Raw genomic sequence first — 16,889 nt, 5'->3', positions numbered from 1 at the left:
TTATGAGCGGACCCATTCGCGACATCGTCATCGTCGGTGGTGGCACGGCAGGCTGGATGGCCGCCGCCGCCTTCGCCAAGGTGCTCGGCGGACGTTTTGCGATCCGGCTGATCGAGTCGGACGAGATCGGCATCGTCGGCGTGGGCGAGTCCACCGTGCCGCACCTGAAACTCTTCAATAACCTGCTGGGCATCGACGAGGCCGAGTTCGTGCGGCGCACGCAGGGGACATTCAAGCTCGGCATCCAGTTCGACGACTGGGGCCGCATCGGCGAGCGTTACTTCCACAGCTTCGGCGGCCTCGGCCCCGACCTGGGACTGCTGCCGTTCCACCAGTACTGGCTCAAGGCACGCCGACAGGGCAAGGCGGCCGACCTCGGAACCTACTCGCTCAACGCGTTGGCGGCCGGGCAGGGCAGGTTCATGGTGTCGGCCAGCGACGTGCCGCCGACCTCGCCACTGGCCAACATTGCCTACGCCTACCAGTTCGACGCCGGGCTGTACGCGCGCTTCCTCCGCGAGTACGCCGAACGCCACGGCGTGCAGCGGATCGAAGGCAAGATCGTGGATGTGGCGCTGCAGCCGGACAGCGGTTTCGTCGAGGCGGTGACGCTGGCCTCCGGGACGCGCATCGCGGGCGACCTGTTCGTCGACTGCTCCGGCTTCCGCGGCCTGCTGATCGAGCAGACGCTGCACGCCGGGTACGACGACTTCAGTCGCTGGCTGCCGTGCGACCGCGCGGTGGCGGTGGCCTGCGAGAAGGTCGGCCCACCCACGCCCTACACGCGCGCGACCGCGCGATCCGCCGGCTGGCAGTGGCGCATCCCGCTGCAGCATCGCATTGGCAACGGCCACGTCTATTCCAGCGCACACCTGAGCGACGACGAAGCGGCTGCCACGCTGCTCAAGCACCTGGACGGCCGCCCGCTCGGCGAGCCGCGTGTGCTGCGCTTTACCGCGGGCATGCGGCGGAAGTTCTGGGACCGGAACGTGGTCGCGCTGGGCCTGGCCAGCGGCTTCATGGAGCCGCTGGAATCGACCAGCATCTACATGGTGCAGTCGGGCATCGCCCGGTTCCTCAATCTGTTCCCGTGGAGCGATTTCGACCCGGTGTTGATGGACCGCTACAACGCGCAGTCGGTGTTCGAGTACGAGCGCATCCGCGATTTCCTGATCCTGCACTACCACGCCACCGAGCGCACCGACAGCGCGTTCTGGAACGACTGCCGCACGATGGCGATCCCGCCGTCGCTGGCCGAGACGATCCGCCTGTTCCGCGACAGCGGCCGCTTCTTCCGCCAGGGCGAGGAGATGTTCGCATTGGTCAGCTGGGTGCAGGTAATGATCGGCCAGGGCATCGTGCCCGAGCAGTACCACCCGCTGGTCGATCAGGTCGCCCAGTCCGATGTGGACGGCTATATCGCCAACGTGGGACGGGTGATCGCCAGTTGCGTGCAGGCAATGCCGAGCCATGCCGCCTTCATCGAGCGCTGCTGCGCCGCCGTCCCGGTGCCGGCCTGAGTCCCACCTTCCGTCCGTTCCTCGCCGTTCGGCGGTGGCCGGTTTTTTCCACCCCCCCTCGACGGATGCCGTTCCCATGCCTTGCCGATTTTCGCTAGCACTGACGACCGCCTTCCTCGCCACGGCACTCGCAGCCACCCCGCCGGTCCGCGCTGCGACACCCGGGCCCGCCGCGACGACCTACGCCACGCTGCCGCCTGCGCAGCAGAAGCTCATCGACGATCTGGAGCGGCGCACCTTCGACTGGTTCTGGGACAGCGCCGATCCGAAGACGGGGCTGGTGCCGGATCACTACCCGGGCGAGTCGTTCTCCAGCATCGCCGCGGTCGGCTTCGGGCTGACCGCCTACGGCGTGGGCGTCGAGCGCGGCTACGTCACGCGCGCGCAGGCGGCCGAACGTACGCTCGCCACGCTGCGCTTCTTCAAGGACGCGCCGCAGAACGGCAGCGAAGACGACACCGCCGGTTACCACGGTTTCTACTACCACTTCCTGGACATGGGCACCGGCAAGCGCTTCGGCCGCTGGGTGGAACTCTCCAGCGTCGACACCACGCTGCTGCTCGGCGGCGTGCTGTTCGCGCAGTCCTACTTCGACCGCGACACGCCCGCCGAGCGCGAGATCCGCGCACTGGCCGACACCATCTACCGCCGCGTCGACTGGCCCTGGATGCAGGCGCGTGCGCCGCTGATCAGCATGGGCTGGACCCCGGGCGGCCAGTTCATCCCGAGCGACTGGAAGGGCTACAACGAGGGCATGCTGGTCTACATCCTCGCGCTCGGCTCGCCCACGCATCCGGTGCAACCGGCGGCATGGAAGGCCTGGACCTCGACCAACGACCAGACCTGGGGCGCGTTCCAAGGACAGACCTTCCTCAACTTCGCGCCGCTGTTCGGCCACCAGTACAGCCACGTCTGGGTGGACTTCCGCGGCATCCGCGACGACTGGAACCGCGAACACGACCTGGACTACTTCCAGAACAGCCGGCGCGCCACCTACAGCCAGCGCAACTACGCCATCGCCAATCCGGGCCACTGGACCGGCTACGGCGCGAACGTGTGGGGCCTGACCGCCAGCAACGGGCCGGGCGGCATCGTCGTCGAGCAGGGCGACAAGACGCTCACGTTCGAGGGCTACACGGCGCGCGGTGCCGGGCTCGATTACATCTCCGACGACGGCACCATCGCCCCCACCGCCGCGGGCGGCTCGATTGCCTTCGCGCCGGAGATCGTGGTTCCCGCGCTGGCGACGATGAAGCAGCGCTACGGCAAATCCATCTACGACCGCTACGGTTTCGTCGACGCCTTCAACCCGAGCTTCCATACCGACACCGAATTGCGCACAGGCCGGCTGGTGCCGGGGCTGGGCTGGGTCGACAGCGTGCAACTGGGCATCGACCAGGGCCCGATCGTGCTGATGATCGAGAACTGGCGCAGCGACTTCGTCTGGAAGGTGATGCGGCGAAACCCGTACATCCGCAAGGGCCTGGAGAAGGCCGGTTTCACCGGCGGCTGGCTGGCCGCACCCGAACCCTGACCTACCGCCATACGTGTGGTCTAGACGCAAGTTGCGCAGCGCGGCCACCCGAGGGGCCCCCGCGCCTGCAAAGGCAACCATCGATCAGGGTTCGAGCGTCGCCACCCGCGACAGTTTCGACACCCCATGCTCGTCGAACGCCTCCACGGCCACCACGTAACGCACGCCCTTGTTGAGCGAGCGCAGTTGCAGGTGCGTGGGCTGGTCGGCGAAGCGCTGGTAGGTCTCGTGCAGCCGGTCGGCGGACAGTCCCCAGCGCACGTTGTAGCCCACCGCGCCCGGTACCGGCTTCCACGCGATCTCGGCGTCGCGGGCGTCCGTATCGCGTTTGGCGGACACGAGCTCCGGCGGTGACGGCGGCGCGCCGTCCGCGTTGCCGAATACGCGCAGATCGGAGATCGCCAGGTGCTTCGCGCCGACGTGCCCGTGCACGTAGCGCACGTAGCGGACGTGCGCGGGCCGGTCGAACTCCAGGTAGGCGTTGGGCCGGTCGCGCTGCTCGTGCGAGAGATCGGCAAGCACGGTCCAGTGCTTGCCGTCGGTGGAGCCTTCGAGCTTGAACTGCGTGACGATGTCCGGCGCGTCGCCGTAGCGGCCGGCCTTGTAGTCGGTGAAGTTCACCTGCACGGCGCGCACGCTGCGCGTGGTACCGAGATCGATGGTCAGCGTCTGGCCCGGATTGTCTTGCGCGGCGACCCAATAGGTGCGCGGGTTCTCGTCGGTGACCTCCGCCGGCCCGTGATCGGGCAACTGCGACGAGGCGGTGGCGGGCTTGCGCCAGGAGAGCAGCATCCAACCGGTGAACGTGCTTTCGCCGGGCTTGAGCTTGTGGTCGGGCATGCGCTGCGGGAAATCGCCGAAACGGGTGTCGACCCACATCTGGCCGTCGTCGTGGTAGCCGGCGGGAAACAAGTCGACACGCCGCTCGAAGCGCCAGTTCACCGCTACCCACATCGTGCCGGTGTTCCAGGTGTTGCCGTAGGTGTCCTCGAAGGTGGAACCGTGGCCGGCGCCGACCACGAATCCGCCGGGCTTGTAGCCGATGGGGTTGTACGGTGCGTAGTGGAACGGACCGAGCGGCTTGTCGCTGGTGTAGACGCCGGTGGCGTAGACGTTGAACTCGGTGCCGGGCGCGCCGTACTGCAGGTAGTAGGTGTCGCCGTGGCGGTTCATCCAGGCGCCCTCGACGTAGGGGTCGATGCTCTCGTCGGTGTGGTCCTGCCCGAAACGCTCCCAGCCGTGCTGGTCCGGATGCAGGCGCAGCAGGGCCTCGGGTTTGCCGACGAAGGTGACGCGCTTGCCTTCGCCTTCCTTTCCGTGGTCCAGCGCCAGGTCGATCTGCGCGCCGTAGAGCGGGAAGACGTTCGAGGAATCCCAGTACAGATAGGTCTTGCCGTCCTCGTCGCGAAACAGGCCCGGGTCCCACGGGCCGGGCGGCAGGTCGCCCGGCTTCATCTCGCTCTCGTGGCCCGCCCACACGGCGCCCGGGACCGGCGGCAACAGGCGCGTCCAGAAATTCCAGTGGCCATGCGCGGGATCGGTCGAATACAGCAGCGGCACCGGCTGCATCGCCGACTGCATCAGGAACAGCTTGCCATCGGCGACCAGCGTGGCCGGCGCCACCGGGCCGTCGAACGGCCAGCGGTCCGGCTTGACGAAATCCCAGTGCACCAGGTCGGTGGAGCGCCAGTAGCCATCGGCCAGGGTCAGGAACAGATAGTAGGCGTCGCCGTAGCGCACCACCGCCGGATCGGCGCCGGTACGGTAGGAGATGCCCTGGTTCATCTGCTCGTAGTTGTAGCGGTAGTCGACGTCGACCGGGTTGGCCCAGGTGCGACCATGCGGGTTCACGGCGGCGCGGGCACCCGTTGCGGCGATGCCCGCGGTGACCAGCAGGGCGAGCGTGAGACAGGAACGGGAAGGGCAGGCGTGTGGCATGGCATGCGGCCTCGGCCGGATCGGGAACATCTGATCTTTTCACACCCGGTCGTGTAAACGTCTTCACGCTCAAGCGGGCGCTGCCGCTCGCATCTCGTGCTGCCATGAACCGATCATCGATCTTCCGTTTGCGTCCCTCCGTGTTGCTGCTTGCAAGCACGTTCGCGTGCACAGTCGTCCAAGCGCAGGTCGCCGGCGCTCTGCCGCACGCCACGGCGCCTTCGAACGCGCAACTGGCCTCGCCCGGGATCGAACGGCGTGTCGAGGCGCTACTCGACCAGATGACGCTGGAAGAAAAGATCGGCCAGCTCGTCCAGTACAACGATCAGGGCTTCAGCGCGCCGACCCCCACCACCGGCGACAAGGAGCTCGCCGCCAACCCGGAGACCAAGACCGAGGTCGACGCCATGGCGCTGGCCAGACAAGGCCGGCTCGGCTCGATGCTCAACGTGATCGGCGCCGAGAAGACGCGCGCCTTCCAGGAGGCGGCGATGCACAGCCGCCTGCACATCCCGATCCTTTTCGGCGCGGACGTGATCCACGGTTATCGCACCATCTATCCGGTGCCGCTGGGCCTGGCGGCATCGTGGGATACGGCGCTGGTCGGGGACCTTTCGCACATGGCGGCGACCGAAGCCACCACCGCCGGCGTGAAATGGTTCTACTCGCCGATGGTCGACATCTCGCGCGACGCGCGCTGGGGCCGCTCGACCGAAGGCGCGGGCGAGGACCCGTATCTGGGCTCGGCGATGGCGCGTGCCTACGTGCGCGGCTACCAAGGCAGCGACCTGTCCCGGCCGGACAGCGTCGCCGCCTCGGTCAAGCACTTCGCCGCCTACGGCGCGGCCGAGGCGGGGCGCGAGTACAACACCACCGACATGTCCGACATCCGCCTGCGCCAGGTCTACCTGCCGCCGTACAAGGCCGCGGTCGAGGCGGGCGCGGCGACGATGATGAGTTCGTTCAACGCGCTCAACGGCGTGCCGGCCACCGCCAACCCCTACGTGATGGACGAGATCCTGCGCAAGGAATGGGGCTTCAACGGTTTCGTGGTCAGCGACTACACCGCGGTGATGGAACTGACCCACCACGGCATCGCGCTCGACGCCGCCACCGCGACGAAGAAGGCGCTGGAGGCGGGCGTGGAAGTGGACATGATGTCCCACTTCTACGACACGCAGATCCCCAAGCTGCTGGCCGAGCACAAGCTTTCGATGGCCACCGTGGACGAGGCCGTGCGGCGCGTGCTGCGGGTCAAGTTCGCGCTGGGCTTGTTCGAGCATCCCTACGCGCAGGGCACCGAGGTGACGCACGCGGTGCCTGCACATCGTCCGCTGGTGCGCCGTGCCGCCGAGGAGTCGTTCGTGCTGTTGCGCAACGCGCCGGTCGGCGGCAAGGCGGTGCTGCCGCTGGGCAACGAAGTGAAGTCGGTGGCGCTGATCGGCCCGCTTGCCGATGCCTCCAACGAGATGCAGGGCGCGTGGGGCGGCGCAACGCAGGCGTCCGACGTGGTGACGCTGCGCCAGGCACTGGAGCGGCGCATGCAGCAGCGTGGCGGCCACGTATTGTTCGCGCACGGCACGGACGTCCTGGGCGACGCGACGGCGGGCTTCGATGCCGCGCTGCAGGCCGCGCGCCAGGCCGACGTGGTGGTCATGGCATTGGGCGAGTCGTCGGAAATGAGCGGCGAGGCCGGCTCGCGCGCGCACCTCGACCTGCCGGGCAACCAGCAGCAACTGCTGGAGAAGATCGCGGCGACGGGCAAGCCGGTGGTGCTGCTGGTGTTCTCCGGTCGCCCGCTGGTGCTGGACTGGGCGGCCAGGCACGTGCCGGCGATCATGGCCGTGTGGTTCCCCGGTACCGAGGCCGGCAACGCGCTGGCCAACGTGTTGTTCGGCGACGTCGCGCCCAGCGGCAAGCTGCCGATGAGCTTCCCGCGCGCGGTCGGGCAGGAGCCGTTGTACTACGCACAGTTCCCTACCGGCCGGCCCGCCGGCGACGCCGACTTGAGCAAGCCGCCCAGTGGCGGCGAAACGCGCTTCGTCTCGCGCTACATCGACGTGCCGAACGACGCGTTGTTCCCGTTCGGGTTTGGCCTGGGTTACACGAGCTTCGCGTACTCCGGCGTGCACGTTTTGCGAGCCACGCTGCCGCTGGCCGAGGCCAATCGGCCAGGCGCGAAATCGCTGGTCACAGTCACGGCCACGCTGACCAACACCGGCAAGCGCGAAGGCACGGAAGTCGCGCAGCTGTACGTGCGCAACCTCGGCGCCAGCGTCGAGCAGCCGGTGCGCGGCCTGAAGGGCTTCCAGCGCGTGACGCTGAAGCCGGGCGAATCGCGGCAGGTGCGCTTCGAGCTCGGCTTCCCCGAACTGTCGTTCTACGACGTGCACAGCCGTCAGGTGGTGGAACCCACGCACTACACGGTGTGGGTCGGCGGCAGCTCGCAGGCGGCGGCGCAGGCCGACTTCGACGTGCGTCCATGACCTCGGGCCCGGCGGAACGCGATGCTCGCCTGTCCCGGCATCGTTCGTTTTCCCGGTGAACGCAGGCATGGTCCGATTGCCGGATCATCGGCGATCGGGCTACCGTTTCCGGACCCACCAGGCGGGGGCGTGGCGATGCGGATGGCAGGTCGGTACCTCGGATGGATATCTTTCGCCCTTATCCCCGCGAGCGGCGTCGCGATCGCACAGGGTGCCCCGGCCAGGCCGCTGCTGGACGGGATGGATGCCATGCAGGCCTCTCTGGCGGCGCTTCGGCCCGAGATAGACGACGCCACGATCAGCGGCATCGAGTTCGATCCAAGCCGCGGCGTATGGCACTTCCGGCTCGACCGCGACATCTCCAAGGCGCCGGCCTCGCTCGAGGTCACGTTGGACGAGGCGACCGGCGCCGTGTGCGCGCGCGATCCGGCGGTGAGGCAGTGTGTCGCGCAAGGCAGTGTGGCGGCTCACCTCGGGGAAGCCCGCGTCCGGCGCGCGGCGCAGCAGGACGCGGTGCTTCATCCCGCTCCGGACCTGCAGGGCATGATGGTCGCGCTGGTGCGCTACCAGGCCACGGCGAAGGACGGCTACGTGCGCGCCAACCGCATGCCGCTCTACGTGTCCATGAGCTGGCCGGACAGCGGGCTCCAGCGCGACCTCTCCGCCGATGCCATCAGGCAACTGGTCGACACCGGCCTGCGGTTGTTCCCCGGAAGCGCGTGGCCCTCCGGCAAGGCGCCGATGCAGCAGAGGATGCGGATGAACGTGGGCCTGCCGATGCGCCGCCCGGATGGCGACTACGACGTCCAGTACGGCTTCTGGTGTGGCGACCTGTGCGCCTCGTGGCATACCGCGGTGTTGCGGCATGACGCGCGGGGCTGGCACGTGCTGAGCTCGAACATGGAAGCCATTTCCTGACAGGCGCCCGTTGCGCTTGGCGCGACAGGTACACGTTCGGCCCGGGAGCCAACGCTCCTGCGGGCTCCTACCAGCTGAAGTCCGCCACCACCGGGAAGTGGTCCGAAGGGTAGACCTTGCCCTCGTGCGTGGTGATCGTACGCACGTCGTCGGCTTCCAGGCCGCGGTAGAGGATCCAGTCGATGCGCTTGGTCGCATGGCCGGTGAAGTCGTGGAAGCTGCCCTCCGGGCCATCGTTTCGTGGCGACGACGTACGCGCATCGTGCAGGACTTCAGTCAGGGAAGCGTGCGTCCTGCTGTCCGGCGTCGTGTTGAAGTCACCGGTCAGGATGACGGGAACCGAGTCAGGCAGTCGCGCCAGGCGCTGCCGGATCTGCTCGGCGCAACGCTCGCGGGTCGCTTCGGCCTCCTCGCCGTCGCGGTAGGGAAAATGCGTGTCGTAGTAGTAGAAATCCTTGCCGCTGCGCCGGTCGTGGAATTTCGCCCAGGTGACCATGCGGGGCATCAACAGGCCGGCTCCGATGCTTCCGGGCTTGTCCGGGGTCTCCGACAGCCAGAAGTTGCCGGACTCGAGCACCTGCAGGCGCGTCCTGTCGTAGAACACGCCCATGTGCTCGTTGCCGTTCTCGTCGATCTCGTTGCCGTTGCGGCCCATGCCGAACCAGGTGTAGCCCGCCAGGTGTTGCTGCAGGTAGTCGCCCTGGGGCGAGAGCAGTTCCTGCGTGCCCATGATGTCCGGGTGTTCCTTGCGGATGACCCGGACCATCAGGTCACGACGCTTGGGCCAGGCGTTGATGCCGTCGTCGGCCGTGCCGTAGCGCACGTTGAAGGTCATCACGCGAAGGTCGTGCGTGCCCGGCAGCGCGGTGGCGCTGGCCATGCTGGAGGCGAGCGCGAGCCCGGAAATCAGGAAAACGCGTGATAGCAGACGCATGGAGCAACTCCTGTGGGGAAGGGGTGACGCGCTGAACTTCAGAACTGGAGGCAGCCTCACTCGAGGCGGGTTCACGCGGTGCGAAACGCAGTGGCGCGCGTCATCGTGCGCCGGACACGTCATCGCGCTGGCCACGCCCGCGTTCCAGTATCCCGTTCGACCATGCACCCGACCACTCCCGCATGGTGCCGCGGTCATGGCTTCGACATGTGGTTGCCGGGTCATCGCCGGTGTCCGCCGGTGATGGATCGGATCTCACCCAAGGCGTCGGGCGCATTGTCTGACAGCAGAAGGCTTGCTCGGATGACGGTTGGGCGCGTCCTGCGCTGATCGTGGTGGTCGCGGCGTCGGGTGATCCTGTCGGAGATGGCTCGGCCTCGGCGTTCCACTCGCTGGTGGACCGCGTGCCTGGCGCGGCGGCGAGGAGCCGCGCGTGTCCCGTAATGAGGGGACGGCAGCGTTGGTTGCAGCACGCGTGGGGCAGGCGCGGTTGCGCTCCGGCGCGTGTGCGCAACACGGGTCCTTCTCTTGAGCCTTCGGATCGCACCTGGCGTCGTCGCCAGAACGTCAGGCTCGCCATGGATCATCAAAAGGGAGTTACACATGATCGGTATCAACAAAAAGCGCTTGTTCGTGGTTGCCTTTGCGCTGGCCATGTCCGGCTGTACCACGCTGGACCAGTTGACGGGCCGAGGCGTGGTCACGGAAAGAACGTCCGGTTTCGACAACGCGACCCTCATCGAGGCCTCGCCCAACGCGCTTGCCAACGTGGATGGCACATGGACCGAGCCGCTGGAGCTCGGAGCCCGGTGGTCGAGCGCGGCACCAGAAAGCGTTGCGCTTGTCGTGGGTTGGGCCCCGGGTACTGCAGGCACGCTGGTTTTCAGCGACACACGCGCATTCTTCATCAACATCGATGGCGACATCTCCCAGTATTCGGCGGGCGAACCGACCAGTCGTGCTGCGTCCGGAGGCGGGTCGGCAGGCTCCAACCGGCTGTACGGCATGAACGAGGTCGTCATCCCGTACTCCGTGCTGGAGCGGATGACGGCGGCCAGGGACTGCCGGATCCGCGTTCAAACCAGCAACGGGTTCGTGGATTTCGACTTCACGCGGGCTCATGCGTTGGGCGGCAAGCCGACGGCGATCAACGCCATCAACCAGCTCATGGCCAAGGTTGCCGCCGTGCGCAACAAGGCCTGATCGAGCGCGCCTGGACGGCCATGCCCGGCTGACAAAAGCGGGTTCCCGGGAGCAGGCCCGCCGCGTGCCTCAGTTCAGGCTGGTCAGCAGCGCCTGGAAGCGGGGCTTGTTGCGCAGCGAGGCGAGGTCGCTGTCGTTCGCCATCCAGGCGCGGTCGCCCCAGCCGAGTTTCACCGCGCGTTCGAGGAGGTCGATGGCCCGGTCGTGTTCCTCCAGCACCGCGAACGTGCACGCGGCGTTGTAGAACACCATCGGCTCGTCTTCGCTCGATCGCAGTGCCAGGTTGGCCCACTCGATCGCCTTGGCCTTGTCGCCCATCGCCGCGAAATTCGCGGCCCCCATGTAGCGGGCCCGGGCGTCGTCGGGGTTCACGCTCAACGCGCGTTCGATCAACTCGATCGCGCGATGACGGGATTTGCGTTCGTCCTCCTTGCGGCCCATCTCGCTGTACGCCTGGCTGAGGTAGACCAGCGGCAGGTAGTCGGCGGGACTGACTTCGGCCGCGCGCAGGTACAGCCAGGCGGCTTTCTGGAAATGGCCCAGCGAACTGCAGATCATGCCGTACAGGAAATAGGCTTCCAGCAGGTTCGGGTTGAGCATCATGGCCGTCTCGAATTCCTGCTCGGCCTGCTTGAACCGCTTGCTGACGTACAGCGCCAGGCCGCGCGAGGCATGCGCCTCGGCCGAGTCCGGGTCCATCTGCAGGGCCCGCTCGCTGGCTTCCATGGCCTGCGCCACGTGCGCGGGATTCGCATCCAGGAAGCGATGCCGCATCACGTACGCATCGGACAGGCCGGCCCAGGCCGCGGCGTACTTCGGGTCCCGCGCGATGGCGCGCTCGTACATGTCGATGGCGCGCAGCGAATCGCGCCGGTTCCATGCATAGAAATACTTCCGCCCGCGCAGATAGTCGTCATAGGCCTGCACGTCGGCGGTGGCGACGTACTGGATCGCGCGGCGCTCCTTCGGCGACAGGGTGACCTTCAGGGCATCGACGATGCTCTGGGCGATGTCGTCCTGGATGGCGAACACGTCGCGCAGTTCGCGGTCGTACGTCTCGGCCCACAGCGTCGAGTCCGACGCCACGTCGATCAGCTGCGCGGTGAGCCGCACCCTGTTGCCCGCCCGGCGCACGCTGCCTTCGAGCACGGTGCTGACGTCCAGCTTGGCCGCGATCGTCGGGAGGTCGATCTCCTTGCCCTTGAAGAAGAACGAGGAGGTTCGCGAGGAAACTTTCAGTTGCGGCAGCTTGGTCAGCAGGCTGAGGATTTCCTCGGCGATGCCGTCGCTGAAGTACTCGTTTTCCACGTCGCCGCTCATGTTGACGAACGGCAACACGGCGATGCTGCGGCGGTCGTGGTCGCCGTCCGCATGGCGCAGTGGACGGGGCACGGCGCCGCTGGCCCGGTTGGCATCCGTTGGGTTCCTGGCTGTGACGCCGGCGATCAGGCGATAGCCAAGCCCATGCACGGTCTGGATGTAGCGCGGCTCCGCCGCTTCGTCGCCGAGCTTCTGGCGCAACTGCGAGATGACCCGGCTCAACGATGCCGGCGTGACGCACTTGTGCCCCCACACGTGTTCCAGCAGGTCGTCGTGCTGGATCAGTTCGCCCGGATGGGTCACGAACTGCAGCAACACGGAGTAGGCCTTCGGCTCCAGTTCGAGTTCGTGGCCATCGCGCAACACGCGGTGGGCCGCCGGCTCGACGCGGATATCGCCGAACGCGTAGTCGACCCGCGGACTGTTCGAGTCACTGGCCACGCGGCCGCAATATCACAGGGGTGGTTAAAGATCGATAGAGTTCGCCGGCGAGTTGGGCGGTGGCGAAAAGCGAGCCCAGCGTCGCCATTCCGCTTGGCTCAAGCGCGCGTTGGCGTGCGATGCCAATGCGGCGCAGGCCCGGAGTAGGTCGTCAGTCATGCATCCTGAGTGCCGCATGGCGTCGGTCGCGGGCAAAAGGCCGGATCACGTTCGGCCGGAGGGGTAGCGGTCGCAGACCCTTCGCGATCGGCGCGGATCGCCGCTGGAAATCCTCATGGAATCCCCGTGGATTCCTCCGAAGTTCCTCAAGCAAGCGGCGTAGCCCCCAGCCCAGAATCATTTCACGGACATCCGCGTCCGTCTGGAGGCTTCCATGAAACACCTGATCAATGCCACCACACTTGCGTTCGGTCTTGCCTTCGCCGGCGGCGCCAGCGCGGCCCAGGACCAGACGCAGCCCACCAACTTGCGCGATGTCACAGTCACGGCGGTCCCCGGCCAGTACGAAACCTATGTGGCCAACCTGCATACGGGCTACACCCTGCACGCCCTCGTCGGCAATACGCACAAGCAGTACGTACAGGCACAGCAGGCGGCCGATCAGTCGGAGTCCGTGCGCAAGAGCGGCACCCCGGTGACGCATGTTGCCGTGGCCATCGACAACTCTTTGCGCCCTGGCGTGGCGAAACGCATCCTGTTGATGGACGCCGACCAGACCACGGTTGCCATCGTCAACGTCTATTGCAAGCGGACGATGCCCTCGGGCGCCGCGCGCTGCACCCTGGCGCCTCAGTTGATGAAGGCCGACAACGAGGGCCAGCGCGTAGCGTCGACCCAGGCGGTATACCCGCAAGTCGCCGTGGTGAACCTGCGCGACTAGGCAGGGGATGTGCATGAAAAGGTGCCGGATGCACTGATCGTGCGGGCCTGCTGATCCCCCACTTGCCGGCCCGCCCGAGAGACCGGGGCAGACTCGACCACCCCATCGAGCGCTGCCCCGGCCGGTCATGAAGCCTCGTCGGGCAGGAGCCTCTGTTGGCTGATGCCTCGACCGGCGGGAGGGCGTGCGCTGTGCTTTGCACTGTTCTCGAGCGCGGGACGCAAAGCGAGCGCCTCATCCGCGAGGCGCTCGCCGCCACGTTGGATGCTTCGCGGCAATCAGTCCGATGCGAAATCGATGCCGGTGATGCCGTGCGCCTTCACCAGCGCCAGCACCCGCGCCACATCGTCGTATGAGGCTTCATCCCGGGCGTGGAGCTCGACACGGGGAATGCTGGCCGGGTCATCCAGGCCGTGGCTTGCGGCAATGTCCAACTGCGTAGCGAGCGCGCCATCGCTCACCAGCGTGCCGTTGAAGAACACCATGCCGCCCGGGTCCACGGTGACCCGCAACGGTTCGGGCCTGTCGCTGGATGCGTGACCCGACACGGGCAGGTCAACGCGGTTCCTGTGCACAACGACCGGCGCCGTGATCATGAAAATGATGAGCAACACCAGCAACACGTCGACGAGCGGGGTGACGTTGATGCCGGCGAAGGGGGACGACTCGATCCTCGCAGAGAAAGCCATACTTCCTCCTGACGTTTTCGATGTGGTTGAGCCCTGGTGCCGGCCAGTGGGGGATGCCGGCGGCCCGACTATGCCGCACCGACGGGGACTTCCCGCAAGGGCCCGTGCGCGCGCATGATCGCCGGACCGGTTTTTCAGGGAGGAATCTCCAGTGAAGCGTTCTCTCTTCAGCGTGGTGATGGCCTCGCTCCTCGCTCTCACCGGTTGCGCGGGGCACCCAGGCGCCAAGCCGACCAGGACCATCACGCTGGCTGTGGACGATGCCGGAAAACCGGCTGCCGATGCCGACCGGCAGAAGGTGGACGATGCGCTGGCGATGATCCAGGCTGGCCATATCCAGCAGGCCGTCGACGGCCCGCTGGCGGAGGTCATCCGAAAATACGAGGCGCTCTACAAGGACAGCCCGGCCAAGGTGTTCTGCGCCCGCGGAATGGTCGATGCGCTTGCCTACGCCGCCTTGGGCGACAAGATGGCGGACGCGGATCCCGGGGTGTCCGTGAGCGTGATAGGCCCGGCATGGGCGCTTGCCTATTGGGCACGCGGGTATGCCATGACGGAAATGGCACGTTACGCTGAAGCGCGCGCCGATCTCGAAAAGGCGCTCGCGCTGTCTCCGATGGACAGCCAGTTCAAGATCGAACTGGCCTACACCTATCAGGAAAGCCGCGACTGGCAGAAGATGCTGGCTCTGGATCAGGAAGCGGAAGCCGACGCGGAGATCAGCGCCGCCCCCGAGCAGGCCTCCCCGCTGAAGTGCGCGGCCTTGCGCGGGCAAGGCTTCGCCCTGGTAGAGCTGGGCCGGCTCGATGATGCGACCGAGGCTTATCGAAAATGCCTGAAGCTGGTCCCGGGCGAACCCAAGTCGCTGGCTGAGCTGGAATACATCCACGGCCTGCGTGCGAAGGGTGGCTGACCGGCCATCGCCCCACGCAACGGGTAGCGCCCGATGCAGCGGGGCATGACCGCGAGCATGTAGCGCCCGCTCATGTCAGGCACGGCGGGTGCGGAGGCGGCTTTCCGTCGCGGGAACCCGCCGCGCTAGGGATCTCAAACCGCGTACCCGAAATCGCGCAAGGGCAGGGCGTATTGCTCGGCCAGTTTCCGGTTGCCCTCCCGGTAGAGATCGCCCAGCTTTTCCGGCCATCCGGGGGGGAATTCGGCGCGTTGCGTGCCGCCCTGCGTCAGGAACCCACTGCCGAGGGTCCGCACCCCGCGCGGCAGGAGCGCCGCCATGCGGCCTGCAATGGGGAAGCGTTTGCGCAGGCGGTCGTAAAGGACGTAGCGCGAGGTCTCCTGCCCGTGCGTGCGCCGGTGGCCCAGCAAGTGCAAGGTGGTCGGGGCGTCGATGCCCAGGAGGGTCGACAGACGGTCGGCGAAAGCCCGGGGGTCGGCCATCCACTGTTCCAGCAGCAGTACCGATATGCGTTCGGCGCCGAACAGTGCGCGATAGATGTCGATGGTCCGCTGGTAATCCGCGACGCCGAGCACGCCTGCGGGGCGGTTCCGCCAGGCGTGTTCCAGCCAGGCGGCAAAGCGTACGTGCCTGTCGCGGTAGGGAACCGGGACGTTGACGAGTACCCGGCCGTGACGACCGTAGAAGGACCGGATCATGTCCTCCTGGCGGCGGATGGTGAAGAGGATCCGTGCCTGCGGGAAGTGATCATGCAGGCGTCGGGCGACGCTGGCGGTCAGGTGCGGATCGGCGGTGAGCGTCTCGTCGGAGAGGACAGGCACCCGACCGTCGGGGCGGGCGTCGAGCGCCGCTGCCAGCGCTTCGCGCAGTTCCTGCGGGTCATCGTCGAAGCCCTCGATCCGTCGAAGGGCCCGGGAAACACGGACATCCACATCCGACCCGTGGGGATGGCCGAACGCATGAATCCGGGGATGGACGAAGAGCAGGAAGTCCTGCAGCGATGTCGTGCCCGTTTTGATGAAACCGGGATGGATGATCATGGCGAAGAAAAACCTGGGCAGGCGTGCGTGGTCCGGCTTTTCGTGTCTACAACATGTCCCGATTGAAATAGGTCGCCTTCTCGAATTCCATCACGTTCATGGCGATCCGGTGGACGGCCGGAAACATGCCGGCCAGTTCGCCGACCACCCTTTTCGAGAGATCGGCGCGCTGCTCGACGGTTCGTCCCTGCATGATGTACGAAAACACGTGGATGAAGTCTTCCCTTGCGCCGCCGGCGGCGTGGATCCGGAAGGGATGGATCCGCACCTTGATATCGGATTCCTCGAACAATCCCGTCGAATTCACGGCGCGATGCAGGCGCGCGAGGATGGCTTCCTCGCTGTGCTGTCGCAGTATTTCCTGCGAACAATCGACGATGAAGTGCGGCATGTCTTCCGGCCTGGTTTTGGAAAAAGGCGGCTTACCTCGGGCCACTCGATCGAGGCCGCAAAACAACTCGGCAGGCGGCATCCACCCACGCCGCAAGCGGTAGCTCGGTTCGCGCCCGCGGGCTTGTGCCACGGGGTCGCTGCATCCGGCTCAGTGGCCGATGCGCCGCCAGACCGATACGGGCACGTCGCCGTCCGGACGCGGCGGCACACGGTAGCTGAGCGTGTCGCCGTGCAACTCGAAGGCGCGGCGTTGCTCCTGCCCCTCCCAGTTGGGGAAGGAGGCGCCTTCGATATGGAACACCAACTGGTGCCGATCCGGCTCGACCGCGACCGTGCCGTAGTGGGTGCTCGCGCCCATGACCGCCGCCCGGTATTCCTGCGCAGTGGCCTTGGCCTTGCTCGGATTGGCGAAACGCGGGCGGTCGGCGCGGTAGAGCTGCAGCGAGTAGTGGCCGGTGCGGTCGATCAGCAGCAGGCCCTTCGGCGCGTCCCCGTAGTCGTGCGAACGCGAGCCGTCCGGATGCAGTACGTCGGCCGCCACCAGCGTCCAGGTTCCGGCCAGCGAAACATCGCCGGTGTCGGTCGCACCGGCGCCGGATGACCAGGCCAGGCCCGGCAGCAGACAGGCGACGACAGCGAGGCGGAAGAAGGTGCGATGCAGGCTCATGGGGTTTTCCTCG

At 67.0% G+C, this 16,889-nt stretch carries 14 protein-coding genes; 7 read left to right on the top strand and 7 right to left on the bottom strand.

Annotation, left to right across the window (positions count from 1 at the left end):
- Positions 1–2 precede the first annotated feature (2 nt).
- A complete protein-coding gene (locus LQ772_RS11560; protein ID WP_231320977.1) occupies positions 3–1,520 on the top strand; it encodes a tryptophan halogenase family protein in 1,518 nt (505 codons plus the stop codon).
- A gap of 76 nt (positions 1,521–1,596) precedes the next feature.
- Entirely contained in the window at positions 1,597–3,054 is a 1,458-nt protein-coding gene (locus tag LQ772_RS11555) for a glucoamylase family protein (RefSeq protein ID WP_231320975.1), read from the top strand.
- 84 nt (positions 3,055–3,138) lie between these two features.
- On the opposite strand, the gene LQ772_RS11550 is transcribed toward LQ772_RS11555, so the two are convergent.
- Positions 3,139–4,992, bottom strand: coding sequence for a family 43 glycosylhydrolase (locus tag LQ772_RS11550; protein ID WP_231320973.1), 1,854 nt, complete (start codon positions 4,990–4,992; stop codon positions 3,139–3,141).
- Positions 4,993–5,096: 104 nt separating this feature from the next.
- Here LQ772_RS11550 and bglX point away from each other — a divergent pair, with 104 nt between their 5' ends.
- Both bglX and LQ772_RS11540 read left to right on the top strand, forming a co-directional pair.
- Entirely contained in the window at positions 5,097–7,478 is a 2,382-nt protein-coding gene (gene bglX, locus LQ772_RS11545; protein WP_231320971.1) for a beta-glucosidase BglX, read from the top strand.
- Positions 7,479–7,727: 249 nt separating this feature from the next.
- Positions 7,728–8,396, top strand: coding sequence for a hypothetical protein (locus LQ772_RS11540; RefSeq protein WP_231320970.1), 669 nt, complete (start codon positions 7,728–7,730; stop codon positions 8,394–8,396).
- Positions 8,397–8,463: 67 nt separating this feature from the next.
- Here the strand turns inward: LQ772_RS11540 and LQ772_RS11535 are convergent, their stop codons facing one another.
- Entirely contained in the window at positions 8,464–9,330 is an 867-nt protein-coding gene (locus LQ772_RS11535; RefSeq protein ID WP_231320969.1) for an endonuclease/exonuclease/phosphatase family protein, read from the bottom strand.
- 603 nt (positions 9,331–9,933) lie between these two features.
- On the opposite strand from LQ772_RS11535, the gene LQ772_RS11530 reads away from it, so the two are divergent.
- Complete coding sequence (locus LQ772_RS11530) at positions 9,934–10,533, top strand: hypothetical protein (RefSeq protein ID WP_231320968.1); 600 nt, start codon at positions 9,934–9,936, stop codon at positions 10,531–10,533.
- A 69-nt stretch (positions 10,534–10,602) separates the two neighbouring features.
- On the opposite strand, the gene LQ772_RS11525 is transcribed toward LQ772_RS11530, so the two are convergent.
- Positions 10,603–12,294: a TPR end-of-group domain-containing protein gene (locus LQ772_RS11525; RefSeq protein ID WP_231320967.1), complete on the bottom strand. Its 1,692-nt coding sequence runs from the start codon at positions 12,292–12,294 to the stop codon at positions 10,603–10,605.
- Between the two features lie 373 nt (positions 12,295–12,667).
- Here LQ772_RS11525 and LQ772_RS11520 point away from each other — a divergent pair, with 373 nt between their 5' ends.
- Positions 12,668–13,174 (top strand): hypothetical protein, encoded by a 507-nt coding sequence (locus tag LQ772_RS11520; RefSeq protein WP_231320966.1) that lies wholly within the window; start codon positions 12,668–12,670, stop codon positions 13,172–13,174.
- 278 nt (positions 13,175–13,452) lie between these two features.
- On the opposite strand, the gene LQ772_RS11515 is transcribed toward LQ772_RS11520, so the two are convergent.
- The gene (locus LQ772_RS11515) at positions 13,453–13,863 is read right to left on the bottom strand and encodes an ExbD/TolR family protein (RefSeq protein ID WP_231320965.1); all 411 of its coding nucleotides are present in this window, start codon (positions 13,861–13,863) and stop codon (positions 13,453–13,455) included.
- Positions 13,864–14,014: 151 nt separating this feature from the next.
- Here LQ772_RS11515 and LQ772_RS11510 point away from each other — a divergent pair, with 151 nt between their 5' ends.
- Positions 14,015–14,776: a hypothetical protein gene (locus LQ772_RS11510; protein WP_231320964.1), complete on the top strand. Its 762-nt coding sequence runs from the start codon at positions 14,015–14,017 to the stop codon at positions 14,774–14,776.
- 134 nt (positions 14,777–14,910) lie between these two features.
- Here the strand turns inward: LQ772_RS11510 and LQ772_RS11505 are convergent, their stop codons facing one another.
- From LQ772_RS11505 to LQ772_RS11495, 3 genes are read right to left on the bottom strand one after another with little or no spacing between them, the layout of a single operon-like run.
- On the bottom strand, positions 14,911–15,816 hold the full coding sequence (locus tag LQ772_RS11505; protein WP_231320963.1) for a sulfotransferase family protein: 906 nt from the start codon (positions 15,814–15,816) through the stop codon (positions 14,911–14,913).
- A gap of 46 nt (positions 15,817–15,862) precedes the next feature.
- Positions 15,863–16,339, bottom strand: a complete 477-nt coding sequence (locus tag LQ772_RS11500; protein ID WP_231320962.1) for a 5-carboxymethyl-2-hydroxymuconate Delta-isomerase — start codon at positions 16,337–16,339, stop codon at positions 15,863–15,865.
- Positions 16,340–16,357: 18 nt separating this feature from the next.
- Entirely contained in the window at positions 16,358–16,876 is a 519-nt protein-coding gene (locus LQ772_RS11495) for a lipocalin-like domain-containing protein (RefSeq protein WP_231320961.1), read from the bottom strand.
- Between the last annotated feature and the right edge of the window lie 13 nt (positions 16,877–16,889).

Source organism: Frateuria edaphi (assembly GCF_021117405.1).
GTDB lineage: Bacteria > Pseudomonadota > Gammaproteobacteria > Xanthomonadales > Rhodanobacteraceae > Frateuria_A > Frateuria_A edaphi.
Note: the sequence above shows the minus strand (reverse complement) of the source record. Positions and strands in the feature narration are given on the sequence as shown.